The following is a 23,623-nucleotide window of genomic DNA, read 5'->3' on the forward strand; positions in this document are numbered from 1 at the left end:
TATTTTGGTGAGTCTGACACACTGGATCAGGCGCTTCTTTGCGAAGGACAACGCTGCCGTCCCATCCAGAACCACGTCGGCAGACAATTCCATTGCCTCTGAACAAAATCAGGATCGAACGCATGCCCCATCAGACGCAGACTGGCATGCGCGCTACCTGGCATGGCTGTTATCTGAGCTACCCGTTGCATCCGGCATTCCCGCGCCATCGCCAAATCTCAGCACACTAAAACTCCGTTTCCAGCAGGAAGAATTGCTAGAGCAATTGCAAGAACTGCGACGTAGTAAATTTGCCGGTCAGGACTTAATTCCACGGGTGCCCGCCGTATTGCCAGAGCTATTTAAAAGCCTGCGTGACGAAAACACTTCAGGTAAATATCTCGCCGACACCATCGCCAAAGATGTCGTGCTGGTCGCCGAAGTGCTGCAAGAGGTCAATAGTTCCTATTACAACCCAACCAGCAAGATCAACAATCTGGAAAGTGCCGTCATGCTGCTAGGTCAAAATGGACTGCGCATGCTATTGGCCAAGGTATCGTTTCGCCCGATTATTCAGGTACAAACCGGAACACTGACCAAACTCCTGGCCCCCGTCATCTGGGAACAGTCCGAGCTATGCGCCAACGCAGCACGTCTGTTTGCTATCGAACACGGCAAAGATCCTTTTCCGGCTTTTCTGGCGGGCTTGCTACAAAACGTCGGTTTGATCGTCGCGCTACGCATAACCGACCGCTCCGGTCGCCAGCAAGCCTTACCAAACGATACATGGTTTCATGCCAGACTACTCAGCGAGGCACATATTTTGTCCGGCATGATAGGTCAATATTGGGGGTTTCCAGACCAAGTCATCACCGCAATCACTGACCAGACCGACGACCAGCAAAATACCTCAACTGACCAACAAACAAACTCTCTGGGAAAACTGTTACGCGACGCAGATGAACTCAGCCAGATTTGTCTCTTACAAAAATCCGGCATCGTAGAAGACGACGATGATCGTATCAGTGAGAGTTTATCGGTCAGCGCTAAACGGTGTTTACAGGCTTTAAAAAAACGGAGTGCGGCGAATGCCCCTGTAGATTTTTAAGCGATGCCCAGCAATGACAAATCAACCCGTCCGCCTTTCATCGCAGGGCACCAGAAATAGCTACCGCTTACCGGATGGCTGAATTTGAACAGGGCGTCGACGATGCCATCTTCTGCGCCGGACATGCGGCGTAATTGCGCTTCAAATGCATAGAACGAATTGCCGAATGAGACGAAGTTCAGGCCTGCTTTGCCTTGTTCCGTCCATGGCATCGAGCGGCGCAGTGAGAATGCTTCCGGGGCAAAATCTTCTTGTGCTGTGCGTTTGACGTGGGCGGATTCGGGCGCGTCGTCTAGTTCTTCGTTATCGCTTTTGCGGCGGCCGATGGCCTTGTCCTGATCCTCGCCGGGCATGGCATCAAATTTCTCGAACTGGTGCACCCATTGTTGTACAGCGACCATGCTGCTGCCGTCTAGCCCTGCGCCTTGCTCTTGCACGATGGCGGCGGCGAAAGCGGCGTCGTCATGGGTATTTTCTGTGCCGTCTTCGTAGCCGGTCAGATCGCGTCCGGTGTCGTATTTAAAGGCATCTAATTGATGCTGTAACTCAAAGGCGTCTTGCAATGCGGTCTGAATGTGGCGAGCATGTTGGACCAGCGCACCGCGTTCAGAGGCGCGCAGCCAGCACCAGAGGTCAGCGGGGGTGGATGGCAGGCGGACACGGCTGCCTTGTATGCCATCAAAGTTACGTAATCCATTGATCACGACACCGAGTTTATCGGCCAGATTGGCACCGATACCCAGAACGATCTGTTCACCGTCAACGAGTTTTGTCAAAGCGGCTAATGCCTCGCGTATCGCGGCGGCATCGGCGTTCGCTTTGATGTGAAATATGAGATAGGACGCATGGGCTGGTAGCGCTTGTAGTATGCCTTTTTGCATAAAAATATTCCGTAAAAATAGATGTGGTTTTCTGGTGTGAGCAGCTGGCGGTTAGCGATTAGTAATTGGCTATTGGTAGTTGGCGACTGGTATTTAGCGTTGACGACGGCAAGCGTAAATTTATGTACGAAGTGATTGGGGGAACCGCTGGTAATACAGGTCCCATTCGGTCTCGTGACTGAAGATAAAACCGTGCTTGCGATAGAACTGGTTTGCCTCGCTATCGCGCAAAGCACTGACATGCAAGATTGCCCCTTGCTGATCGATGTCGCTGAAAATCTGCTGTAGCACCTGAGTGCCGATTCCGCGTCCGTGAAATGCTGGATCGATGTAGAGATGGTCGAGCAAGATGCCGCCTTCACAGGGTTTTAACGCAACAAAACCGACGCGTTGCTCATCGTGGATGATATGCCGGGTCGCTGCCGGACTATAGCTGGCACGCAGGCGCTCGCGTGCACGCTGCGGGTCAAAGCGACCCAGACGTTCCAGACTCTTTTGCATGGCGCGGATACGCAGGGCGAGCAGGTCTTCAAAATCCTCTTCGCTAGCAGCGACTAATTTCACGATGCCGGGCATGGGTTTATTCTTCGGGCCAGGCTGCGTTGACGATGTCTTCAATGTTGTCGGTGTTGCCGATTTTTTTGATTGCGTCATCCCAGGCCTGCGGCGCGGGCTTTTGGCGTGTGGTTTGTTGCGGCGGGACTTTATTAAATTGCAGGTCGTACCATTTCGGTGACTCTAGCGTCATCTTGATCGCGAATACAACGGTGCCACGGGCGACAGAGAAGGCCTGGATTTTTTTCGCGGCGGTCAGTATGTCGTTCTCGACCGCCTCGCCTACCGCTGGCTCCATATCGAGCCAGGCAGCGGTTTTGCCATCGTCACGGACTGCCATCACGAGGTAGCCGCTGGTGGTGTCGACATTGGCTTTTTTTAATGCCTTCCAGATGAAAGACTGAACCTTGTTCGAGTAGCGGGCGATTTCGTCGTTCTTGATTTGTTTGGCTTGCAGCACATCTCCTGGCTGAAAAAAATAAAGCTGACCAAAACGTACTTCTGCCGCCTGCGCCAGGGCAGCACAGGTCAGCAATACAGAGGCGAGGAGTAGTTTCATAGCGGTTCAGACGGGCTTTGGCAATTTTGATAAATGCTTAATTAGTGATTAATCAGTGACTAGTAAGTGACTAAGCAGGATTGGTGACGAACACTCCGGCAGTGCGATTTTTCTGTACGTTGTTCCAGTTAAATACCTGTCCGTTCATGGCGACATACACGCCTGCCGGCAACAACTGTGCGACGCCGCAGGCAAAGCCGAGATTGAACAAGGCATCAGAATTGGCGATCTCGTAAGGGATCATTGCGCCGGTGAATACAATCGCTTTGTCGAGGTTGGCCGCGCCTAATACTTCAGCGGTTTCGCGCATGGTGTCGGTACCGTGAATGATCACGATGGCACGCTCAGCCGCTTGCTGGCAAGAGTTCAGAATACGCTGACGGTCTGCATCAACCATATCGAGCGAATCCATAAGATGGTCGGCTTCCAGAGCCACAGGTACGGTGATCCGTGCGCGCTTGAGCACGTCGGGCAAATGGCTTTCGGCAAACCCGAGTTTGCCAGCCAGTTCATCATAATGTTTGTCGAAGGTCCCGCCGGTGGCAATGATGCGTAATGTCATGATGGTAGTTAAAAAGAATGAAGTATAAATAAAGAATACGTCGATAAAAAGTTCGTGCGCTGCTTGGTGTCGATCAGTTGTAACATCAGTTAGACCAATTAGCTGTTTCAATCAATCGTGTCAATCAACACAGCCAGCAGAGATTGGTCATATTGTAGCTCTGAAGTTTGCTGTCGGCGACTTGGATTTGGATTAGACTAAGACCTTATTATTTGTTTGACCGTTTAATTTTCATCATTCGCCGTCCCATGAAACCGATCGCTCCAGGTACTGTTATTTTTCATCGTCATCGCGGCTATGGCGTGCTGACTGCTGTTAATTTGTTGACGGGCTGGGTGGCGGCGCGCTTTGGTAATGAGTCGCGTACGCTGGACCTGAATTTGTCGACGGATGAGATTCAACATGCCGATGGCGAGGCGATTCTGTTCCGCCGGCAGCCGCCAGAGCGTATGCCGCATGCGCGTCTGATGGCGATGGTGCGTGAGCTGCATGGCGCCGGTTATCAAAAACTGTATCTGTATAGCTGGCCGAAACCGTCGGGGCTGCACTGGCGCTGGCAATTATTTACCGGACCGCGGCACTGGATGCAAAGACCGTGGCGCGAGGGCTGGTATGGCTCAGGAGCTGATTATAATTTTAATCCCGTGATGGGCTGGGGTGATGCGCCGGGTGCCAGTACGGCAGAGCTGATCGCTACGCTGGCAAAGTTCGATCCAGCTGGTCTGGCGCAGGCTCTGGGACGGGATGAAGATCATACGCAGTGGTTCGCCCAAATCTGTGATGCCTTGCTGCCGAATTATGCCTACAGCCTGGGCGCCGATACGCCTGATGCGCCTTTGCCCTTGCACTTGCCGGTGTTTGCCGTGCGTCAGCGCGTGCCGGATTATGCGGGTGAGCCACTGACCTGGCCTCCGGGATGGGAGCGCATCTGGGGACCAAATGCTTTGTCCGGCAAGACCTCGCGCTACCCGGTCGTGCGGCACGATGTGCTGCCTGCAGGAATGAATCTATCATTATTGCCTTAGCGGCTGTTGACATATACTCCCCTTAATTGTCATTAAAACAGGGCTGATTCCGCATATTTTATAAGGACATTGGAAATATACCTAGGGGCAGTATATTAATTCCCTTCAAGCGCCGGAGCAGATCATCAGGATCTGTCTTCGTTTTTTCTTAGAAAAATCGGGCAAGCCAGTCCATGACGACGACGCTAATTTCGCTACATCACCTCCGTACGTTACAGCTGTGCTGGCTGGCAATCACACTAAGCTTGTCCGCCAGCATTCACGCGCAAACTCTGGACATTTATACCGAAGACTGGCCACCGGTCAGCTATGCCAATGCAGGCAAGGCGGAGGGTATGGCCGTCGATGTGGTACAAGCCTTGCAGGCGCGCCTAGGCAGCAACCAGCCTATTCAGGTCGTGCCATGGGCAAGAGGCTATAAAGCCGTGCTCGAAGAACCGAATGTCATGCTGTTCACCATGGGCCGCTCTGAGGAACGTGAAAAACTGGTCGTCATGCTGGGACCGATCGCGATCTCCAATACCGCGCTATTTACCCGCAAAGGCAATGCCGCCGCGTTGCGCAGACTGCTCAGTAACGACTTACGCAAATACACGGTGGGCGCCTATCGCTCCAGTATCTTTGCCGATACTGCCAGAAAAAAAGGCTACTTAAATATTGATCAGGCTGCCACGCCGCATGTCATTGCAACCATGCTATTTGCAAAACGTTTTGACCTATGGGTAGAAGGAAGCCTAGTAGTGCCATCAATCATGAAAGAAATCGGTAGATCACCGGACGAGGTCGAACAGGTGCTGGTGCTCGATAGTCTTGAATTGTATTTAGCCTTCTCCAAAAAAACACCCGCCAGTGTGGTCAAAGCCTGGGAAGACGCGTTGCGCTGGCTGAAAAAAGAAGGGAGCTATGCCAAAATTCATCAAAAGTGGCTGCCGAACGATACGCCGCCAATGGACGTGATCCGTTTAGGCACATCGGATTTGCCTTAATGCAGGCACCGCGTTGGTTTTGTGGTGAATTGAAGTGAAATTTGTCGTCACTCCATGTCCACGCAATCGTCTGCCTGCTTTATCCTTAACCCAGATGGCCTATTACTGACCCTCACTCCGGAGCTTCCATGTTGCGTTTTGCCTTACGTCCTGCCGTTATCGCCAGCCTTCTGGCCTTCCCTTTATTGTCCGCCCACGCTGATAGCGGCGCGCTAACACCCGTTGTTCGTCAGCCAGCGATTGAACAGATCGTCAAAGAAATTTCTCCAGCGCGGATTAATGCATACATCAACAAGCTCGTCAGTTTTGAAACCCGCCACACCATGTCCGATACCGTATCCGACACTCGTGGTATCGGCGCAGCACGGCGCTGGATCAAAACCGAACTGGAACGCTGCGGTACGGTAAAAGGCAGCCCCGGACTGGCGGTCCGTTTTGACAGTTATATCGAACCCGCAGGCCGCCGCCTGACACAGCCAACTGAGATCGTGAATGTCGTCGCCGAATTAAAAAGCGCCGTACCAAGCGACCGCTACTACGTGGTCAGCGGTCACTACGATTCACGGGCCACTGACGTCATGGACGCCAGCTCGTTTGCACCGGGCGCTAACGATGACGCCTCTGGCACGGCTGCTGTGATGGAAATGGCCTGTGTCATCGCGCAGGCAAATTATCCGCTTAACGCCAATCTGATCTTTATGGCTGTTGCGGGCGAAGAACAAGGTCTGTTCGGCGCGGCACATTTCGCCAAGACCGCCCGCGCCAGCAAGATGAATATCGCCGGTATGTTCACCAACGACATCATCGGCAACTCACGCGCGGACGACGGCCATCTCGATAACACCCAGGTACGCCTGTTCGCCGAGGGCATCCCGGCGCTCGCAGATATGCCCGAAGCCCTGCGCACTCTGATCAGCACAGGTGGCGAAAACGATTCGCCATCACGCCAGCTCGCGCGCCACGTCAAAGCCGTCGGCGAAGCCTATGTACAAGGCTTTAAAGTCACCATCGTCAACCGCCGTGACCGCTACCTGCGCGGCGGCGATCATATTCCATTTCTCGAACAAGGCTACGCCGCATTACGCTTTACCGAACCGAACGAAGACTTCAACCATCAGCACCAAAATGTACGGGTAGAAAACGGCATAAAAATCGGTGATCTGCCTGAGTATGTCGACGTCAATTACACCGCCCAAGTCACCAGGATCAACGCCGCCGCCTTAGCATCGCTGGCAACCGGACCAGCAGCACCAGCGCAAGTAAAAATACAAACCGCCCAACTAGAAAACAGCACCAGCCTGGTATGGCAAGCCAATCCCGAACCAGACCTGGGAGGTTACCGCATCCTCTGGCGCGAAACCACCGCAGCGAACTGGCAACACAGCCTAGACGTCGGCAACGTCACTAGTTACACGATGAAAAATGTATCCAAGGACAATGTGTTTTTTGCGGTGCAAGCTGTAGATAAAAAGGGAAACGCCAGCGTTGCCAGTTATCCGCTGCCCTTGCGTTGAGGTTATTGGGATTTATCGGAATTTGTTGTAGGGGGAGGAGCGTTGCGTGGATAGAACTGCGACGCCCTTTTTTTCTGGCGGGCGTTTGGATCGATATTCGCAAGCTAAATCAGCCTATTTATATGCCTGTACCGAGCGACTTATTAGACAAAACGGATGCTTACAATCAGACAGGCCACTGTTACAGTACCGATAACTACTGTTTTAATCAAACTAGAGCGATTAATCCCTTTGCGAAGAACGGCTATGGATGGCTGCGAAGGGTTGTAGAAAGCATTGGTCTCGATACCCACCCTCAATCCGTTAGTCAGTGCTAATGCTTCGTCATGGCTAAGCTGCGCCGATTCGGAGCAGGTAAAACGATTCGATGTGTAATTCTTACCATTGACAAGATAGCTATATTCAACGTTAGCATTGTAGGCAATATCACCATCCCCTTGATCGCGCCCCTCAATCGAAACACTCTTGATTACCGCACCAGTTGCAGGCCACGACAGGCTTGTAAGTCCGCGAGACAGCTTAAAGAGTTGCCAGAGAAATGCCATTGCACAAAACACACTTAGCCAAAAAATTGGATTTTTCATTGGACCGCCTGACTTGTTTTAAATGACAACAACCAACGCTAACATATTTACGCAAAATAGCCACATTATTGTAATCGGACTTATGTTGAGCACCACCACACCCATCGTTTTCCCCCGCTGCAGAGTGGGAGTACCCGGCGATAGCATAGCATGATGCTAGGTTTAGGTTTAGGTTTAGGTTTAGGTTTAGGTTTAGGTTTAGGTTTAGGTTTAGGTTTAGGTTTAGGTTTAGGTTTAGGTTTAGGTTTAGGTTTAGGTTTAGGTTTAGGTTGAAGTAATTGAGTAGTTTGCATGCGACGATTACACTAATCGCACGCGAACTACATACTCTGCTGTCCATCCCGCACTTCCCTCTGAAGTCACATACATCACTCTCTGCGTGGAATTCCCAACTAAAAAAACGCCGCCAGCGCCTTCAGAAGCAAAAGGAATAAATTTCTCCTTGGTAGATAGATTTAGCCAATCGGGGAGGTCTATTTCAGATTCTGACCAGACTTCAAAATCAAAATATTCCCCGAGCAGTTGCACTGCATGTGAGTTTTTCCTTATTTGGTGAATCGTAAGCATTGAGTACCTCCCCCAGGTTAAACGACAAAATATGGTGCATACATAATCAACACCATTGATCGCAACGGTCATTTCCTCCCGAGCACGCGTTCTAGCGTTAAATGTTCTCAACTAGTTTTCGATAGTCATCAGAATATCGCTAGCACTGTCATGAAGAGCCTGAGGTCTACTTTGTTTTACCCGGTATCGACTTGTAGAGTTCAGCGATCTTCGGAATGAATCTCTCGGGATTGCCGCCGACCAAGTTCGTCAATACGATAATGGCTAGCCCATTATCGGGATAGAGAATGAACGCAGCCCGGTTGCCACCGATTCCGGCTACTTCTCTTTGGGAGCCCGATGCGAGCACCGGCCACCCAGCTGCCCAGGCACCGTTTGAACCGTTGTTGAGTCTCTCAGGAGTCCACATGCTCCGCATACTGGCTTCACTGATGAATCGGCCACTTGATAGCGCAATGACCCAATGCGCGAGTTCGGTGGCTGTTGTTTGGATGCCGCCGCCGGCACGGAGGCTGTGTGGGATATCGTAGATCCAGTGAGACAAGCGACTAGCATCATTTGGCGCAAGCGTTCCGCGCGGGAAATAGCTGTAGATAGTTGCCGCGTTCGGGACCGGGTCGTAACTGTCCCCGAATGTTGTTAAGGGCATACTTGCTACTGCAAACTGGCGGTCAGCGAGATACTCCTCATAGGGCACCTTTGACTGCTTGGCGATGATCTGTGCGAGCAGGCCATAGTTGGTTTGGTTGTAAGAAAAACTCTCGCCACTCGGACTATTGAGGGGCTGCATCTTCACAGACTTCCACATGCTTGCCTCGGTGGCACCGGTAGTTGGGCCGGGTTGATCGACAACATCGGGTAGCCCGGATGTATGCGCCAGCAGTTGCCTCACGCGGATTTGCCGCCACGCTTTTGGCAAATCCTCGAGGTAGATCGAGGCGGGCGCGTTGAGATCCACGAGCCCAGCCTCAGCGAGCTGCATGATGGCGACACCCGTGAGTGACTTCGTGGCGGAGTTCAGTGGAAACAGCGTCTGACCAGTGACAGGCACGCGATTCTCCACGTTGGCGAATCCATAGTTCTCTGACAGAACAAGCTGACCATCTTTGATGACCGCCACCTGCAGACCCGGAATTCGCCGCGCCTCCATGGTCGTCTGGATCAACTGACGGGCCTGCTCGTTCGCCTCGACCAAAGTAGTTGCGGCAATCCCGAATCCTGGTATTAAGACCAGAGTAGCGGCGATGACTGCGCAGATGCGATTTTTTCCAATCAACATGAATCGTCCCATGACTAAGTTTCCTGCATTTAAACACTCTCGATGAGAGCGCCACTTTCTGCAAAAGGCAGCTAATGACCCGCCCTGTTCGTGACACATAAGGTTTGAGTTAAGCTGCTCCGTTAAGAGTCCGTTTGAATGATGGAATGGACTCCCCCGCCTTTTTGCGCGATATTAAGCGCACTGGTTCACATTGGGGATGGGGATCATATTTCAACGCGAGGAGTCCACTACGAATGCTACTACCGTGGCCGTTGATTTGGTCAAATCTGTGTTTCAACTTACTGTTGCCGATACGCAATGGCGTGTAATCGAACATCATCGTTTGACGCGAGCGCAATTTGAACGATGGTTTATTAACCGCAATGTCTCGCTGGTGATCATGGAGGCTTGTGGCTCGGCTCATCATTGGGCGCGTTCTTTGAATGCTCTGGGCATCGACGTTAAGTTACTTCCAGCAGCATACATTAGAGCTTATGTAAAACGCAACAAAACCGATGCAGCAGATGCTTGTGCTTTGTTAGAGGCTGCCCGTTGCGCCGACATTCGCCCAGTCAAAATAAAATCAATTGAGCAGCAAGCTCTGCAAGGCTTGCACCGGCACAGGTAAAAATACAAACCACCCAGCTGGAAAACAGCGCCGGCCTGGTCTGGCAAGCCAATCTCGAACAAGACCTGGCAGGCTACCGCATCCTCTGGCGCGAAACCACCGCAGCGGACTGGCAACACAGCGTAGACGTCGGCAACGTCACTAGTTACACGATGAAAAATGTGTCGAAGGACAATGTGTTTTTGGCGGTGCAAGCTATGGATTAAAAGGGGAACGCCAGCGTTGCCAGTTATCCGTTACCACTGCGTTGAGGTTGTTTGGATTTGTTGTGGGGCAGGATGTTGGTTTGATCTACCGGATCATCTTCAGAGCGCGGTACAACTGATTTTACGTATGCCATGAACCATGAGGATACTGGCTCACTACACTTACCAAACTAATCAATATCAACTTGTTTTTCGATGAGATACAGAATCAAAAGGCAACCACGCTAATATGCAACCACCGTGCGGGTTACAGGCCAGATAGGTTCAAAATCCTCATGGATGTCGCGTGGTATAGCATCCTGTTTTTATTTTTCGCTCTACGTAAGTTGACTTTGCTGCCTGTCGATCGAATAAGCGCAATAGATTGCGTCGCATGGGAACCTCTCGCATGCTGCGATTAACATGAACAACGCCCGTCATCAAAGAAATTGATAACGAAAAAGGAAGAGTAGGTTGTAGTCATCGGCTGCCCTCTACTCTTCTCAACTTTCTGCCGCTTTGAATTTTTCTCGCAGAATTACTTCGGTTGAGACATTCGTAACAACTAATCCTATTTTGGAAAGACTACTTGCGCCGGAGTATTGGCAGGCTGGGTATAGTGAGACGATTGACCATCGCCGAAATAACATAAACCCCAAGCCAATAAACTGCCATCGGTCTTTAATGCCATCGTGCAGTTATCCCCTGGCCACACTGCGATATATTCACCGCTCTGTGCAGCCACGTTTCCACCGGGATACCATAGTGTGTTGTCGGATTTGATGATCATGGCGTTGCCGCTGGAAATTGAACGTACATCACTGCTGACTAAATAATGCGTGTTTAAATCGCCGCTGCTGCCCGCAGGCCTGATCGCATAATTTCCCCAGTTCCACAAGCTGCCATCCGGCTTAAGGCCGAACGTTACATTGAAACCACCCGAAACAACAGAATAGCCAGTTCCAATTTGTTTGACGACAAATGAATTATCCGGGGCATCACTATCGCTGAGTATCATCGTGTTCACCGACCATTCCCAGACGCTGCCATCGGCTTTGAGTGCAGTGTCGTTTGCACCCAAATCACTAAAGCCAGATGCAAACATGCGCGGCGTGTATTGAAAACCGTATTGCCCAGTGGGCAGGGAGCGTGCGCCCCAAACCCACAAGCTGCCATCAGTTTTTAAACCAATGGCATGTTCGCCGCTCGTCGTGTTTTTCCATTCAATGCTTACTTTGGCAAAGCCGCTACCAATTTGTACTGGCGCGAGCACACTGGATTGGTTTGCCGTGCCGAGAACTTCGCCGAAGCCCCACGACCACAGCGAGCCGTCTTTCTTTATTGCCAGCACCGCAAATTCACCGTCTACCGTAGAAATAAAATCACTACCGATTTTTTTTGCTACCAGACTCTCGTTATTGGTTCCATCTCCAACGGCGCGGCCCCATCCCCACAAAGTCCCATCCGCGGTCACAACCAGCATTCGGCCAGATGCTACTGACGCACTCAATATTGGGGACCTAAAATTGACTGAGAAATCCAACGAGGTGCTTGCCGTTGTAGCACTGGTGCTGACTTGTCCCCTGTATGCTGCCACTGCGCCGACAGGAGTGCAGGTAAATTGACGTTTGCTTGGTGAGCCACCGGCTTTTTCGGTGATGCCATTGCAGCCTGCCAGGGTAAAGCGCATCCCTTCGGTCAAGTTCGATCCGGTGACATCGAATGTCGTCTGAGTTCCGATCAGTGCGGTCCTCGGTGAAACATCAGTTACAGCAGGCAATGGTGGACTGGAATCCTTACCCCCACCGCCACAAGCAGTCATGGTTAGCAGCAAGCATAGGTATAAATATCGCTTCATTCTATTGTTTTCAATTAAGTGGGTTTAGTTCGGTGATTTAGTCGCCTAGGCGGCAACCATATAAGGAGTTTTTAAACAAACAACCTGAATCTCCCATCGAATTTGGGGATTGGTTTTTTTGCATCGCTCGACACTTTATCCTATTAATGCATCAGATTGTTGGATAGCGCGTGTTTTGTAATGTTGCTCGCTATAAAAGGCCTCAACGCACATTCGTTGGGCGGCGCGTCGATCTTTGTTACCCCGATGTCTTTGGGAAATCCCGGGAAACCGAAAATCTGAATAGCCATGGCCTGAGAGCTTTAACGTTGAGCTAAGCGACAGTTTTTAAGTTGTGGTTTTGTGGAATACTTTTGCGCAGCAAAACCACAAAACTGCGACTTAAAAACTGTCCAGCCACGAAGTGGCGGTGCTTGAGCGATTTGTTATATTTGTTTTGAAAGCCACTCACTAACTTTCTCTTTGCCTATTGGCGAATAGCGGCTTAAATGCGGTAGACCTGCAATGTATACCGAATGACCATTTATTTGGCAATTGAAACCTTTTAGAGACCAACTGCCATGACCTGAAGGTAAATATTCCTCTTTACCACCAAACATAGAGTGCATAAAACCATATGGTGAAACGCCTGAATTACCAAAAGCAATTATAAGTTTTGGTTTTACGACGTTTAATATTGCTTCATGAACAGGCCAACATTTTTCGGCTAGCGAATAGCTTATGTCACCAGCGCCTCGACTTTGGAGGAATATTAAATTACTTGCGCAGACATTTCTTGCATTAAGGCCAACACTCTCAAGAACCCACTGAACTCGTTTTTGAAGAGGAGCTTCTCCGTTAGCCCAAACACCATTGCGATTTTCCCAACTTTCGTCAAGATAAGCATTAGTTGTATTAAGAAGCATTGAATCAATGTTTTTTTCGAATGGATTACCGCCAGCGCCGCCGGGGTTAAAGCCTAACAAATACACTTCGCCTAATTTTAGTGTTTCGTGGCTGCTATATAAAATGCTCCCTGATTCGCCTAAAAAATCAGTAAGAATTTCCTTTGCGATATTAGGGATTGTTTCCTTGCTCATTTAAATCTCTGAAAATATAACGCCCTAGTTAACCGGCGCCGGAGCACGAAGTGCGGAGGGTACCAATACAGGCCATGAAAATGGCAAAGCCATGGCCTGTATTGGCGTCCGCGTTGAACGACCAGTTAGGCATTTGCACGCGCTTTCTCCTTTTTGGACGCCTCAATGCACCAACGGATTTCGGGGTGCAACTCTTTGGGAACAGTGGCTACCCAATACTCGTCCTTCTTGAAGGATGGAAGAATTCGGAGCTCTTCAAAAATGTTGCCGTCAAAGTACAGCGACGTTAGTACAAGTGCTTTGAGCGAGTTGTCGATTCCATCGAGCGTTTTCTGATGGGACTTTCCAGCCTTCTTCATAAGCGCCCCAATTTCACCTAGGTCACCGTCGAGAGACTTGCTGTGCACCAAAAGATTGCGTGCAGTGACAACCGCTTGGATTGCGTTAGTGCTTACGCCGCCTTGAGGGGGGTCTTGGCGATCTATGTACCGTGCGATGACTTGAAACTTTGACACTGGGTCTAGCTTGTCGATGCGGTCGGCGAAGTCCTCGCCAAAGATGCATGCTGCCAAGTCATAGAGCGTAGCTTCCAGGCACATGCCGGAGAAGATCACCGGCAATACCGACAGTTCATCGGCTTTGTCGTTTAAGCCGTCAAAGGTCGGATGCATAGGATCGAGTCCGCTGCCCTTGGACGTGATTGCTCGATATGCGACTAGTGATTCCGCGCACATTTTGAAATACATGAACGCGCGCGAGTTGGCTCGTCCTGATGCATGAAATGGCACGCGTAGAGGGTGGCTCATATGGAATGCCTAACGTGATTTAATTTTCATTTTGCAATGATAACCGACGATGCAAAAATAACAAGCTTGCTCGACATCTCTTGAAACCCTCATGAGCGCGAGCTGAATTTGGTTATACTGATTAAAAATACAGTATAACCAAATGGACAAAAACATCACCCCGTAAAACCGCGTTTGCTCGACCAAGCGCGCAAAGGTCTACTCCATACACCTGACACCTTTGCGGCAACAAACTAGGTCTATTTGGCGTTTTCAAAACGGGTCAATTGCTGATTGGTTCTGGTTTGTGGTGAACCGTCTGCACCGAAGGATTCGAAGGTGGTCTGTACGCTTGATTTGGTGTCGGGGCTATACCAGACTATGTTTTGTGTGGTGCCGGATGACGTTGGGTTGTCCATGGTCCAGCTGTTTTTGTAGACGATCTTGAGGGCTTTAAATTTGCCTGCGGGGACTTCAACGGTTTCCCAGCCAATGACTTCTGCTTTGGTGTTGGTGACCGATACCTGGATCTGCGCGCTGTTGGTCGCGGACGGGAATTCTTGTTTGTACTGGAACTCCCATTTTTTGCCTGGCTCCAGCGGCCATTTGTACCAAATCTGTTCCATCTTATCGTTCTTGAACATGACGGTCATGTTGAGGTCGGTGCGTACGGTGCCTTCTGATACTTGTGGTTTGACGAATTCTTCGCCTTTACCCAATGTACGAGTTTCGTAAAACATACGAGCGTATTCACCGGAGATGCCGATGGTTTTTTTGCTGAACTGGGAGATTGGTTTGGACGACCACATGTTGATCGTTCTGAATTCCCAGGTGTCGCCTTCGACAATCGCGGGTGCACGCACGCTCTGCGCCTGCACTGGCTGTGCAGCTAAGGAGGCGATGGAAAATAGAGCAGAGACTACGGACAAGTGAATGAGTCGCATGGATGACATATGTGTTCTCAAAAAATTAGTGGGGTTAAGAATTGGGCTTAATAATTCGGCTTAATAATCGTGCTAACAACTGACGTTAATAACAAATATTCAGCCGCCATCGATGCCGCAGCATGTGCTGATACTGATATCGCTTTGGCACCGATACCAGACAGCGATGAGTGTAATGCCAATAATGATGCTTGATTGCTCAGGGATTAAAAATATTCTTTGGCGTACCGCTGGCAAAGTCGACGACGTTCTGAAAAGCAGCACGGAAATATAATTCATAACTGTCGCGCTCTACATAGCCGAGATGCGGTGTGGCGAGGACATTTTCCAGACGTAGCAGAGGATGCTGGGGAGCGAGTGGTTCGCTTTCAAACACATCCAGTGCGGCAAAGCCCGGGCGTGGTTGAGATGCGGCGAGAGCGGCTTCCAGCGCGCCACTTGCGACGAGTTCTGCGCGGCTGGTGTTGACGAAGAGGGCGTCTGTTTTCATCAGTGCGAGATCGGCTGCGGTAACGCTGCCGCGGGTTGCATCATTCAGGCGGAGATGCAGGCTGAGAATGTCGCTCTGGGCGAAAAACTCTTCTTTTGAATTGGCAGCCTGATAACCATCCTGTAATGCCTGTGTGCGGCTCGCTTCGCGTCCCCAGATCAGCACGTTCATACCAAATGCTTTGCCATAAGCGGCGATCATTTTGCCTATTTTGCCGTATCCCCAGATGCCGAGCGTCCTGCGTTTTAATACCCGTCCGAGAGAATTAGCTGCGGGATGAATTGAGGCGGTCTGCCATAAGCCTTGCTGGAGGTTGTTGGCGTAGTGCGGGATTTTGCGTGAGGCGGCCATGATCAGCGCCCAGGTCAGCTCGGCGGGTGCGGTGGGATCACCGATGCCTTCGGCGATCTTGATTCCATACTCGCTGGCGGCGGCGATATCGACATGACCAGCGAGTTTGCCGGTTTGAGAAATGAGTTTGAGATTCGGCAATTTGCTGAGCAAGGCGCGCGGGAAAGCGGTGCGCTCGCGTATCAGTACTAGGGCATCAAAAGGCGCAAGACGGATCGCTAACTGGCCCAGACCGACGGCGGTGTTGTTAAAGACTTTGACCTCATGGCCTTGCAATAAATCGAAGCAGGCGAGTTGGCGTACGGCATCTTGATAATCATCGAGAATTGCGATTTTCATAGGAATTCCTTGGTGGTTTTGGCTACTTTTCGTATTAATTCAGGCCAAGCTTGCAATTCGCTTTCAAATATCATGCATGAGTAATAACAGTTTTGAAGCAAAATTCGCTCTGATCGAGTTGCGAGTGTACAATTACTGCCCACGTAGCTTTTTGATTCTTCCGCCTGCAACATCATGTCGGGCGTAAGTCTGAATGCAATATTACATTGTTGCTTTCGTAAGAGTGAGTCCGGCGTCAAAAACGATTAGCCAGATCAATTCTTCATCCGACAGAACCGCCGTCATCGAGCCTGTCCGCGCTGTGCTTGAGCCCGCTTTTTAGCTGTTGCTCGCACTGCCCGACACCCCTAACGACGATCCTGCCGTGCCGCTACACAGATTTCTATTAAATGGCATTGGAGGTAGTATCGTGAATCAACCTATCATGCGTGGTGTGGCGACATTGAATGTCCCTGCCTACGTCAAGCAGCAAAAGCTTATCAACTGGGTCGCCGACATGGCGGCGCTAACTAAGCCAGACAATATCTACTGGTGTGACGGCAGCGAAGAAGAATACGACCGTCTGTGCGCACAAATGGTTGCCGCTGGCACCATGAAAAAACTCAATGAGGCAAAACGTCCGAACAGCTATCTGGCTTGCTCTGATCCGTCTGACGTGGCGCGTGTTGAAGACCGTACTTATATCTGCTCCGCCAAGCAGGAAGATGCAGGCCCGACGAATAACTGGATGGCACCGGCAGAAATGCGTACCACGTTGAATCCTTTATTTGACGGCTGTATGCAGGGTCGCACTATGTATGTGGTGCCATTTTCCATGGGTCCGCTGGGTTCGCCAATCGCTCACATCGGCGTGGAATTGTCTGATTCACCTTACGTCGCGGTGAACATGCGCATCATGACGCGCATGGGTAAAGCGGTATTCGATGTGCTTGGCACAGACGGTGAATTCGTTCCTTGCGTACACACGGTTGGTGCGCCATTGGCTGAAGGTCAGGCAGATGTTGCATGGCCTTGCAATGCAACGAAATATATCGTGCATTATCCTGAGACGCGCGAGATCTGGTCCTATGGTTCCGGCTACGGCGGCAACGCCTTGTTAGGTAAAAAATGCTTTGCGTTACGCATCGCATCAACCATGGGTCGTGACCAGGGCTGGCTGGCTGAGCATATGCTGATTCTGGGCGTTGAATCTCCTGAAGGTAAAAAGCATTATGTAGCAGCGGCGTTCCCGTCCGCATGCGGCAAAACCAACTTCGCCATGCTCATCCCGGCGATCAAAGGCTGGAAAGTCACCACCATCGGCGACGATATCGCTTGGATCAAACCTGGTGCAGATGGCCGCTTGTATGCGATTAATCCAGAGGCCGGTTACTTCGGTGTCGCACCTGGCACAAACACCGCGACCAATTCCAACTGCATGTCTTCGCTGACACACAACACGATTTTCACCAACGTTGCATTGACGGACGATGGCGATGTCTGGTGGGAAGGCATGACCAAAGAAGCACCGGCGCATGTCATCGACTGGCAAGGCAAGGACTGGACTCCGGCAATCGCTAAAGAAACCGGTCGTAAAGCAGCGCACCCGAATGCCCGCTTCACCGTTGCGGCAACACAGAATCCGGTGATCGATGCGGCTTGGGATGATCCTGCCGGTGTACCAATCTCTGCGTTCATTTTTGGCGGTCGCCGCTCAACGACGGTGCCGCTGGTGACGGAAGCACGTGACTGGGTCGAAGGCGTCTACATGGCGGCGACCATGGGTTCCGAAACCACGGCTGCCGCAGTCGGACAGCAAGGCGTGGTGCGTCGCGATCCGTTTGCGATGCTGCCATTCATGGGTTACAACATGAGCGATTATTTCCAGCACTGGCTGGATATGGGCAAAAAAATCGCGGCGATTGGCGCAAAGCAACCGGCAATTTTCTGCGTCAACTGGTTCCGTACTGATGCGAACGGCAAATTTGTCTGGCCAGGTTTTGGCGACAATATGCGGGTGTTGAAATGGATGCTGGAACGTATCGAAGGTAAAGCTAACGGTGTTGAAAACATTTTCGGTATCACGCCAACTTTTGATGATCTGACGTGGGACGGCCTGGATTTTACACAAGCACAATTCGACACCATTACCTCAATCGACCGCGCGGCATGGCAAGCGGAACTGGCTTTGCATACCGAGCTGTTTGATAAGCTGAACTACCATTTACCAGCCGAACTGGCGGCAACGAAGGCGACGCTGGAGCAACGTTTGTCGGCGTAATCGCTTGAGTACAATCCGATCACCATGTGATCTGGTAGTTTGTTTCATATAAAAAGCGCGGCTATTAAGCTGCGCTTTTTTTTATGTCTTATAGTGTTGATACTTCGGAAAAATTTGTTGATGTAGTCGTTGGAGATCCGTTGTCGACGCCGCCGTTTTTCACAAGGACATTGCGTCAACTAACACCAAAGACGCATAAAAAAACCGCACAAAAATGCGGCTTGTTCTGGTGGAGTGCAAAAAATTGGTGACGCTAATTCGCTTTGCTATTAACTTTCAGTGTCAGTATTGCCTCAACGGTGAATAAAAGGTTGTTGTAGTAACTTTAACGGGGCTGTCTGGGTCGCGCGTTGAGATGCTGACTGTACGTCATTAAGCGACAAACCTTTAGCCTGAATGACATCAAACCTCGGCTCTGAGACCTGAGTTACACCATGGCTCAGTCGGTAAACGGCGGGTTTCAACATATAGGCAATCGGAAAAGCGATAGGCCAAGTAGTCAGCCACGCTTCCATCCAAGCGCCGAAGAAGTCATTATTAAACCCTAGCCACAATAAGCGCATCACCGCAGTCGCCACCAGAGTGATGACACCTGTAGTCAAGATAGTCGGCAACATCGACGCCAGACTTTTGGATCCGGCGACAGCCCGCACTGGCTGATTTTTACGATAACGTAACAACGCATCTGTGGAGTAAGTCGATTGCATGATTGTTTCCGTTGAACTCTGGATTGGCTGCTAGATCAAGACTGAGACCGGATTAGCCGCGTGCGGCTAAAGCACGCAACTCAGCGGCCATATTTGGCGATGTCGCATCCAGATCGCTGGCGATGCGACGAATCGTCAGAATGTTACGCAAATTGCGGCTGGCGCTTTTTTGCTCACGGGTCATTCTAGGCTTCAGCACAACTAGAGCAGCGCGTAGCATGCCAGCGATCATTGGCTTGAATACAACCAGCATTGTTGCCAAAATACCTACGCCTAGCAAAGGACGCGCAGCGGCGATCACGGTGCTGACAGCCATTTCGGCAACAGGGATGGCACTTGTCACTGGGAAAGCGATATTGAGGAAGGTCATAATGTTCTCACTATTTCTGTCTATTTATTTGATGATGCAATAATATTGCAGTGCAATATATAAATCTAATTTTGATTTCTCATATCTACTATGCAGTTTGTGAATAATTGTGCAAAGATTAGGTTTACTTATTTAGCGGACTTACACAACATCGCTGCAGTAACCGGCAGCGACGAGGACGCTAGCGATGCGAACAATAAATGCTCAGAGCATTGTAGTAAGCTTGAATTAACGCTGGATCAATACCTAGTAAGCCCTAACTTATAAAAGCTGCCTGGAGCATCGTCAATGAATTTTCTGACACTTGATTTGAATTTGTTACGGGTTTTTGATGCCGTAATGATTGAACAAAACCTGACCCGTGCCGCAGATAAGTTGGCGATGACGCAGCCTGCCGTCTCAAATGCACTCAAGCGCCTGCGTCACTCACTCGGCGATGAACTCCTGATACGCACGGCATATGGCGTCAAGCCGACACCGCGTGCGGAGACGCTATGGCCATCGATACGGCTCGCGCTGTCAAATCTGGAGGCAGCGATTGCGCCGACCAGCTTTGACGTATCAAAAGCACAGGCAACATTCAGGATGGCAATGGCAGACGCGACAGCCGCACTCTGGATGCCGACCTTGGTGCGCGCTATTGAGCGCGATGCGCCAGGACTCAATGCACGCATGGTACCGCTGACGACACGTGAGCCCCGCCCTATGCTGATACGCGGCGATATTGATATTGCGGTCGGATTTTTCCCGGGCGTGGTCGCCCAACTCGCTGGCGGGCAGGGTGCGTCCAGCAGTCCGATACGCCATGAGCGCCTGTACTCAGGCCATTATGTCTGCGTGATGCGCAAAGATCATCCTCTGGCAGATAAGGAATTGACGATGGACGGCTATTGCGACGCAAACCATTTGCTCGTGAGTTTCTCTGGCCGTGCGCACGGGCTGGTGGATGAGGCATTAGCCCATATCGGACGTGAGCGTCGTATTTTACTGACGGTGAACCAGTTTTTCACCGGTGGCAAAGTTGTCGCTAATTCCGATCTGATTACGGTATTACCGCGCCACCTGATTGAGTCTACCGGGATGACCGATGCGCTGGTCTGGAAAGAACTGCCGTTTGATCTGCCCGAAGTTCACATAGATATGTTGTGGCATGAGCGCGACGGGCGTAATCCTGCACATAAATGGTTGCGCGATAATCTGATCACCATGACCCAGTCAAACCTAATCCCAGCTTTGGAACATGACACACGCCTCGATACCTGAACTGTAAAAACACAAGGAGGACATCATGAGTAGCGGAACACTTCTGACATCATTATTCAGTTACAAAGCATGGGCGAATAAAGAATTATTCGCCAGTGTTGCCAGCATTGACGCATCGTCAAGCAAGGATGCCACAGATACCGCGCAGGCATCGGCACGACACGCGGCACTTCGCCTGCTGAATCACATTTACGTCGTAGACTGTATTTTCTTCGCCAACCTCCAGCAACAAACACACTCCTACACGGCGACCAATACACCGGAAACACCTCTGCTGAATGATCTGCGACAAGCCGTAGAGCAACTGGACACAGAATATAAGCGCTTTATTGAGAACATCAGTCCTGCCATGCTGGAAGAAAACATCATGTTCACTTTTACCGACGGCGACAAAGGGTGCATGTCGCGTGAAGAAATGCTGATGCATGTCATTGCACACGGCACTTATCATCGCGGCGCAGTTGGCCGTATCCTGTCGCAAATTTCTATTGCACCGCCACGCGATCTCTATACCAAGTTTTTACATACCTCTGAACCTCAGCGCCGTCGTTAAATACAGGCAGGCACCTCATGCTGATCAAGCGTAATCATGACCAGACGGTTCAAAACAGATCGTGGTTGAAGTGAGTCTGCTCCAATACCAGTCACGCTTTTAGGTTGCACATCGATATAAATCTTGTTAGTCTGGTTTTTTTCTTTTGCCACGATATCAAGCGCATGCGCATATCCAGCAAACTCTTGCTCTGCCTGACCACGCTAGTTGCCTGTTGCCTGATGGCGAGTCCGGCTTTTTCTGCCAATCTGGAAATAAAAGCCGATACCCGGCGGCTTTCTCTCGACTCCCAATTCGATGTACTGGAAGACAAGTCAGGGCAGTTGTCTATTCAGGATATGGTGCAGCCCGGCACAGCACATAATTTCAAAGCGCTTAAAGGCAATTTGAACGTTTCTTATACACGCTCAGTATATTGGCTGCGCTTTAGCCTGCAAAAAACTGATACCAGCAGCGCCGCTGAGTGGTGGCTCGAAATAAGCCCGGTCATGCTGGATGACATACAGTTATACCAAGTCAGTAGCAACGGGCAGATAGAAGCGAGCAGAGCCGGTGACCAGCAGCATTTTTCGGCGCAGGAAATGCAGCTTCGCCTGCCTACTTTCCGGCTGCAACTGAACGATCATCAAAGCAAATTCGTTTATCTGCGCATACAAACTACCAGTTCTTTATTCCTGCGCGCCAAACTATTCACGCCACAAGGCTATGCAGAAGAGTCGAATTTCATCTCGAACCTGATGGGTGTGTACTACGGCGCCATGCTGGCAATGATTGCCTACAACCTGATACTGATGCTGTCGTTTCGCGATAGAACCATGTTTTATTACCTGCTGTTGTCACTTAGCATTTTGTTTGCAGGCCTGAGCGTCAACGGGCATATCGGACAATACTTTGCGCAGGACTGGCCGTGGCTTGTGGACATTAGTCCGGGTCTATGCGTGCCGCTGATTATTCTGTTTGATTCACTTTTCATTACTCATTTTTTGCAGTTACCCAAGCGCATGCCGCGCATTGCGATGGTATTCCGGGTCATTCAGGCTTTATCGGTATTGGCAGCAATTGTTGTACTCATTGGCTATAACCACGTGGTGGCGCCATTTCTGCAATTACTTGGTTTTTTACAGATTTTGCTAATACTGCCGATTTGCGTACTGAGTGGAAGACGTGGCTACCGGCCAGGTTGGATTGTTTTTTTTGCGACGATCGCATGGATCGCTGGCGCAATGATGGTCACATTGCGAAATTTGGGTATTATCGAAAGTAGCTGGTTCGCTGATTTTGGATTCCAGATCGGATCGGCGATAGAAATTATTTTGCTGGCACTGGCGCAGGCAGACAAGATCAATATCATCAAACAAGAGCGAGCATTGGCACAACACCAGCTACTCAGTATGGCGCAAAAAGCCGAGCAGGAACTAGAATCAAAAGTCTTGCTGCGCACGGGTGAATTGGCTGATGCCGTACAGCGTCTGAAGCTGCTCGATAAAGAAAAGAACGAATTTCTCGGCATCGCATCCCACGACCTGAAAAATCCGTTGACCTCTATTATCGGCATGAGCGATTTGCTTCGTAAACTCGATCAGCAAATAGAGCCTGCGTTGCGTCACAGCTACCTTGAGCGTATTAGCAAAAGCGGGCATCGTATGATGCATATCATCACCAATTTGCTTGATGTCAACGCAATTGAAACTGGTTACTCCCCTGTTGCATTACAAACGGTGAACCTGAACAAAATGCTGCAAGAAATCGTGCCACAGTTTGAGGCTCACTTAAAAGAGAAGAACCTTGAGCTACTTATTACAGCAGACGAGACCGTCAATGTCATGGCGGATGCCAATGCCACCGTACAGATTATTGATAACCTCTTATCCAACGCAATTAAATACTCGCCGGCAGGCCGACACATCTGGATCACCATCTCGGCACAGGCAGAGCTTGGTAGGATTGTTGTCAAGGACGAAGGACCGGGATTATCGGAAGAAGATCAGCAACATCTTTTTGAAAAATTCACCCGCCTCTCTACCCGGCCTACGGCAGGAGAACATTCCAGCGGATTGGGTTTGTCGATTGTCAAAAAACTCAGTGAAGCAATGGGTGGCAACGTTCAGTGTGAAAGTGTCGAGGGACAAGGCTGTACGTTCACCGTGGACTTGCCTTTCGCTAAAGGTAATTTTTAAGCCATAGTAGGCAAACACGTTTAGTGCAAATAGACTGCACGGGCATGACATTC

General features: G+C 50.4%; 24 protein-coding genes. 10 read left to right on the forward strand and 14 right to left on the reverse strand.

Annotated features, from left to right (window positions below; genetic code table 11):
- The first annotated feature begins 7 nt into the window (after positions 1-7).
- Positions 8-1,087 carry an HDOD domain-containing protein gene (locus ACO0LE_RS05110; protein ID WP_422959343.1) on the forward strand — a complete coding sequence of 360 codons (1,080 nt, stop codon included), beginning with the start codon at positions 8-10 and terminating at the stop codon, positions 1,085-1,087.
- Here ACO0LE_RS05110 and ACO0LE_RS05115 read toward each other — a convergent pair.
- The 4 genes from ACO0LE_RS05115 to ACO0LE_RS05130 form a co-directional block, all read right to left on the reverse strand.
- Positions 1,084-1,968 (reverse strand): Dyp-type peroxidase, encoded by an 885-nt coding sequence (locus tag ACO0LE_RS05115; RefSeq protein WP_422959344.1) that lies wholly within the window; start codon positions 1,966-1,968, stop codon positions 1,084-1,086. The genes ACO0LE_RS05110 and ACO0LE_RS05115 overlap by 4 nt on opposite strands.
- Positions 1,969-2,088: 120 nt before the next feature.
- A complete protein-coding gene (locus tag ACO0LE_RS05120; RefSeq protein WP_422959345.1) occupies positions 2,089-2,622 on the reverse strand; it encodes a GNAT family N-acetyltransferase in 534 nt (177 codons plus the stop codon).
- The gene (locus ACO0LE_RS05125) at positions 2,549-3,082 is read right to left on the reverse strand and encodes a hypothetical protein (RefSeq protein WP_422959346.1); all 534 of its coding nucleotides are present in this window, start codon (positions 3,080-3,082) and stop codon (positions 2,549-2,551) included. Before ACO0LE_RS05125 ends, ACO0LE_RS05120 begins: the two co-directional genes overlap by 74 nt.
- Positions 3,083-3,152: 70 nt before the next feature.
- A complete protein-coding gene (locus ACO0LE_RS05130; RefSeq protein ID WP_422959347.1) occupies positions 3,153-3,644 on the reverse strand; it encodes an asparaginase domain-containing protein in 492 nt (163 codons plus the stop codon).
- A 248-nt stretch (positions 3,645-3,892) separates the two neighbouring features.
- Here ACO0LE_RS05130 and ACO0LE_RS05135 point away from each other — a divergent pair, with 248 nt between their 5' ends.
- The 3 genes from ACO0LE_RS05135 (at position 3,893) to ACO0LE_RS05145 (ending at position 7,169) form a co-directional block, all read left to right on the forward strand.
- Positions 3,893-4,669 carry an L-asparaginase gene (locus tag ACO0LE_RS05135; protein WP_422959348.1) on the forward strand — a complete coding sequence of 259 codons (777 nt, stop codon included), beginning with the start codon at positions 3,893-3,895 and terminating at the stop codon, positions 4,667-4,669.
- A 173-nt stretch (positions 4,670-4,842) separates the two neighbouring features.
- Entirely contained in the window at positions 4,843-5,655 is an 813-nt protein-coding gene (locus ACO0LE_RS05140) for a substrate-binding periplasmic protein (protein WP_422959349.1), read from the forward strand.
- Positions 5,656-5,783: 128 nt separating this feature from the next.
- Complete coding sequence (locus ACO0LE_RS05145; RefSeq protein WP_422959350.1) at positions 5,784-7,169, forward strand: M20/M25/M40 family metallo-hydrolase; 1,386 nt, start codon at positions 5,784-5,786, stop codon at positions 7,167-7,169.
- Between the two features lie 143 nt (positions 7,170-7,312).
- Here ACO0LE_RS05145 and ACO0LE_RS05150 read toward each other — a convergent pair whose 3' ends face one another.
- Positions 7,313-7,753: a DUF3592 domain-containing protein gene (locus tag ACO0LE_RS05150; RefSeq protein WP_422959351.1), complete on the reverse strand. Its 441-nt coding sequence runs from the start codon at positions 7,751-7,753 to the stop codon at positions 7,313-7,315.
- A 150-nt stretch (positions 7,754-7,903) separates the two neighbouring features.
- On the opposite strand from ACO0LE_RS05150, the gene ACO0LE_RS05155 reads away from it, so the two are divergent.
- Complete coding sequence (locus tag ACO0LE_RS05155) at positions 7,904-8,026, forward strand: hypothetical protein (protein ID WP_422959352.1); 123 nt, start codon at positions 7,904-7,906, stop codon at positions 8,024-8,026.
- Positions 8,027-8,053: 27 nt separating this feature from the next.
- Here the strand turns inward: ACO0LE_RS05155 and ACO0LE_RS05160 are convergent, their stop codons facing one another.
- Both ACO0LE_RS05160 and ACO0LE_RS05165 read right to left on the reverse strand, forming a co-directional pair.
- On the reverse strand, positions 8,054-8,320 hold the full coding sequence (locus tag ACO0LE_RS05160; RefSeq protein ID WP_422959353.1) for a hypothetical protein: 267 nt from the start codon (positions 8,318-8,320) through the stop codon (positions 8,054-8,056).
- A gap of 166 nt (positions 8,321-8,486) precedes the next feature.
- Positions 8,487-9,611: a serine hydrolase domain-containing protein gene (locus ACO0LE_RS05165; RefSeq protein ID WP_422959354.1), complete on the reverse strand. Its 1,125-nt coding sequence runs from the start codon at positions 9,609-9,611 to the stop codon at positions 8,487-8,489.
- A gap of 187 nt (positions 9,612-9,798) precedes the next feature.
- Here ACO0LE_RS05165 and ACO0LE_RS05170 point away from each other — a divergent pair, with 187 nt between their 5' ends.
- On the forward strand, positions 9,799-10,209 hold the full coding sequence (locus ACO0LE_RS05170) for an IS110 family transposase (RefSeq protein WP_422959355.1): 411 nt from the start codon (positions 9,799-9,801) through the stop codon (positions 10,207-10,209).
- A 756-nt stretch (positions 10,210-10,965) separates the two neighbouring features.
- Here ACO0LE_RS05170 and ACO0LE_RS05175 read toward each other — a convergent pair.
- The 5 genes from ACO0LE_RS05175 to ACO0LE_RS05195 form a co-directional block, all read right to left on the reverse strand.
- Positions 10,966-12,216: an RCC1 domain-containing protein gene (locus ACO0LE_RS05175; protein WP_422959356.1), complete on the reverse strand. Its 1,251-nt coding sequence runs from the start codon at positions 12,214-12,216 to the stop codon at positions 10,966-10,968.
- A gap of 461 nt (positions 12,217-12,677) precedes the next feature.
- Positions 12,678-13,331, reverse strand: a complete 654-nt coding sequence (locus tag ACO0LE_RS05180) for a hypothetical protein (RefSeq protein ID WP_422959357.1) — start codon at positions 13,329-13,331, stop codon at positions 12,678-12,680.
- Between the two features lie 125 nt (positions 13,332-13,456).
- Complete coding sequence (locus ACO0LE_RS05185; protein WP_422959358.1) at positions 13,457-14,137, reverse strand: hypothetical protein; 681 nt, start codon at positions 14,135-14,137, stop codon at positions 13,457-13,459.
- 239 nt (positions 14,138-14,376) lie between these two features.
- Entirely contained in the window at positions 14,377-15,060 is a 684-nt protein-coding gene (locus tag ACO0LE_RS05190) for a hypothetical protein (RefSeq protein ID WP_422959359.1), read from the reverse strand.
- A gap of 199 nt (positions 15,061-15,259) precedes the next feature.
- Positions 15,260-16,240, reverse strand: a complete 981-nt coding sequence (locus ACO0LE_RS05195; protein WP_422959360.1) for a D-2-hydroxyacid dehydrogenase family protein — start codon at positions 16,238-16,240, stop codon at positions 15,260-15,262.
- 409 nt (positions 16,241-16,649) lie between these two features.
- Between ACO0LE_RS05195 and ACO0LE_RS05200 the strand changes: the two genes are divergently transcribed.
- Complete coding sequence (locus tag ACO0LE_RS05200; protein ID WP_422959361.1) at positions 16,650-18,500, forward strand: phosphoenolpyruvate carboxykinase (GTP); 1,851 nt, start codon at positions 16,650-16,652, stop codon at positions 18,498-18,500.
- Between the two features lie 293 nt (positions 18,501-18,793).
- Here ACO0LE_RS05200 and ACO0LE_RS05205 read toward each other — a convergent pair whose 3' ends face one another.
- Together ACO0LE_RS05205 and ACO0LE_RS05210 are read right to left on the reverse strand one after the other, a co-directional pair.
- Positions 18,794-19,207 carry a DUF2798 domain-containing protein gene (locus ACO0LE_RS05205; protein WP_422959362.1) on the reverse strand — a complete coding sequence of 138 codons (414 nt, stop codon included), beginning with the start codon at positions 19,205-19,207 and terminating at the stop codon, positions 18,794-18,796.
- Between the two features lie 52 nt (positions 19,208-19,259).
- Positions 19,260-19,577 (reverse strand): hypothetical protein, encoded by a 318-nt coding sequence (locus ACO0LE_RS05210; protein WP_422959363.1) that lies wholly within the window; start codon positions 19,575-19,577, stop codon positions 19,260-19,262.
- 288 nt (positions 19,578-19,865) lie between these two features.
- Here ACO0LE_RS05210 and ACO0LE_RS05215 point away from each other — a divergent pair, with 288 nt between their 5' ends.
- From ACO0LE_RS05215 to ACO0LE_RS05225, 3 genes are all read left to right on the forward strand, one after another.
- Complete coding sequence (locus ACO0LE_RS05215) at positions 19,866-20,840, forward strand: LysR family transcriptional regulator (protein WP_422959364.1); 975 nt, start codon at positions 19,866-19,868, stop codon at positions 20,838-20,840.
- Between the two features lie 25 nt (positions 20,841-20,865).
- Positions 20,866-21,393, forward strand: a complete 528-nt coding sequence (locus tag ACO0LE_RS05220) for a DinB family protein (protein ID WP_422959365.1) — start codon at positions 20,866-20,868, stop codon at positions 21,391-21,393.
- A 164-nt stretch (positions 21,394-21,557) separates the two neighbouring features.
- Positions 21,558-23,570 (forward strand): sensor histidine kinase, encoded by a 2,013-nt coding sequence (locus tag ACO0LE_RS05225; protein WP_422959366.1) that lies wholly within the window; start codon positions 21,558-21,560, stop codon positions 23,568-23,570.
- Positions 23,571-23,623 lie beyond the last annotated feature (53 nt).

This window comes from Undibacterium sp. Xuan67W (assembly GCF_049340165.1).
In the GTDB taxonomy this organism is placed as follows: domain Bacteria; phylum Pseudomonadota; class Gammaproteobacteria; order Burkholderiales; family Burkholderiaceae_D; genus Undibacterium.

Coding starts and splice junctions, on each gene's coding strand:
- ACO0LE_RS05155 (WP_422959352.1), top strand. CDS start 7,904: ATGATGCTAGGTTTAGGTTTAGGTTTAGGTTTAGGTTTAGGTTTAGGT.
- ACO0LE_RS05170 (WP_422959355.1), top strand. CDS start 9,799: ATGGGGATCATATTTCAACGCGAGGAGTCCACTACGAATGCTACTACC.
- ACO0LE_RS05135 (WP_422959348.1), top strand. CDS start 3,893: ATGAAACCGATCGCTCCAGGTACTGTTATTTTTCATCGTCATCGCGGC.
- ACO0LE_RS05145 (WP_422959350.1), top strand. CDS start 5,784: ATGTTGCGTTTTGCCTTACGTCCTGCCGTTATCGCCAGCCTTCTGGCC.
- ACO0LE_RS05220 (WP_422959365.1), top strand. CDS start 20,866: ATGAGTAGCGGAACACTTCTGACATCATTATTCAGTTACAAAGCATGG.
- ACO0LE_RS05195 (WP_422959360.1), bottom strand. CDS start 16,240: ATGAAAATCGCAATTCTCGATGATTATCAAGATGCCGTACGCCAACTC.
- ACO0LE_RS05160 (WP_422959353.1), bottom strand. CDS start 8,320: ATGCTTACGATTCACCAAATAAGGAAAAACTCACATGCAGTGCAACTG.
- ACO0LE_RS05205 (WP_422959362.1), bottom strand. CDS start 19,207: ATGCAATCGACTTACTCCACAGATGCGTTGTTACGTTATCGTAAAAAT.
- ACO0LE_RS05120 (WP_422959345.1), bottom strand. CDS start 2,622: ATGACGCAATCAAAAAAATCGGCAACACCGACAACATTGAAGACATCG.
- ACO0LE_RS05190 (WP_422959359.1), bottom strand. CDS start 15,060: ATGCGACTCATTCACTTGTCCGTAGTCTCTGCTCTATTTTCCATCGCC.
- ACO0LE_RS05125 (WP_422959346.1), bottom strand. CDS start 3,082: ATGAAACTACTCCTCGCCTCTGTATTGCTGACCTGTGCTGCCCTGGCG.
- ACO0LE_RS05215 (WP_422959364.1), top strand. CDS start 19,866: ATGAATTTTCTGACACTTGATTTGAATTTGTTACGGGTTTTTGATGCC.
- ACO0LE_RS05165 (WP_422959354.1), bottom strand. CDS start 9,611: ATGGGACGATTCATGTTGATTGGAAAAAATCGCATCTGCGCAGTCATC.
- ACO0LE_RS05175 (WP_422959356.1), bottom strand. CDS start 12,216: ATGACTGCTTGTGGCGGTGGGGGTAAGGATTCCAGTCCACCATTGCCT.
- ACO0LE_RS05150 (WP_422959351.1), bottom strand. CDS start 7,753: ATGAAAAATCCAATTTTTTGGCTAAGTGTGTTTTGTGCAATGGCATTT.
- ACO0LE_RS05210 (WP_422959363.1), bottom strand. CDS start 19,577: ATGACCTTCCTCAATATCGCTTTCCCAGTGACAAGTGCCATCCCTGTT.
- ACO0LE_RS05140 (WP_422959349.1), top strand. CDS start 4,843: ATGACGACGACGCTAATTTCGCTACATCACCTCCGTACGTTACAGCTG.
- ACO0LE_RS05225 (WP_422959366.1), top strand. CDS start 21,558: ATGCGCATATCCAGCAAACTCTTGCTCTGCCTGACCACGCTAGTTGCC.
- ACO0LE_RS05180 (WP_422959357.1), bottom strand. CDS start 13,331: ATGAGCAAGGAAACAATCCCTAATATCGCAAAGGAAATTCTTACTGAT.
- ACO0LE_RS05185 (WP_422959358.1), bottom strand. CDS start 14,137: ATGAGCCACCCTCTACGCGTGCCATTTCATGCATCAGGACGAGCCAAC.
- ACO0LE_RS05130 (WP_422959347.1), bottom strand. CDS start 3,644: ATGACATTACGCATCATTGCCACCGGCGGGACCTTCGACAAACATTAT.
- ACO0LE_RS05115 (WP_422959344.1), bottom strand. CDS start 1,968: ATGCAAAAAGGCATACTACAAGCGCTACCAGCCCATGCGTCCTATCTC.